We start from the raw sequence: 366 nt of genomic DNA, 5'->3' as shown, positions 1-366 counted from the left end.
GCCTGCCGACTTCGGACGCTCGGGCTCTCCGACGCCCTTGCTGGCGTTGACCAGCTTCTGCTCTGCCTCCTGCAGACGGGCCTGCAGTTCGCCCTGTTTGGTCAGGATCTCGTCGACCTTGGCGCGTGTTTCGCCCTGCATCTCTCCAGACGCCTTGATTTGCTTTTCGACCTGCTCGGCCTGAGCCTTGATCTGGTCGCCGATTTTGGTCAGAGAAGCGTTGAGCTCTTTGACCTGTGCTTCGAAGTTTTCGCTAGGCATGTGTGCCTCCAATTTGCGAGAGAATGGTTTTCACCGCATCGATCGACGCGGTCAGGTCAGGAGCGACAGCGCTTGGCGTATCGGTCGGGACAGCGCGCGGCTTGT

General features: G+C 59.8%; 1 pseudogene. It reads right to left on the bottom strand.

Features of this window, described 5'->3' with window-relative positions:
- Positions 1 to 261: pseudogene (locus EA795_RS20850) on the bottom strand (phage major capsid protein); the annotation flags it as partial.
- Between the last annotated feature and the right edge of the window lie 105 nt (positions 262 to 366).

This window comes from Stutzerimonas nitrititolerans, assembly GCF_003696285.1.
Classification (GTDB): Bacteria; Pseudomonadota; Gammaproteobacteria; order Pseudomonadales; family Pseudomonadaceae; genus Stutzerimonas; species Stutzerimonas nitrititolerans.
Note: the sequence above shows the minus strand (reverse complement) of the source record. Positions and strands in the feature narration are given on the sequence as shown.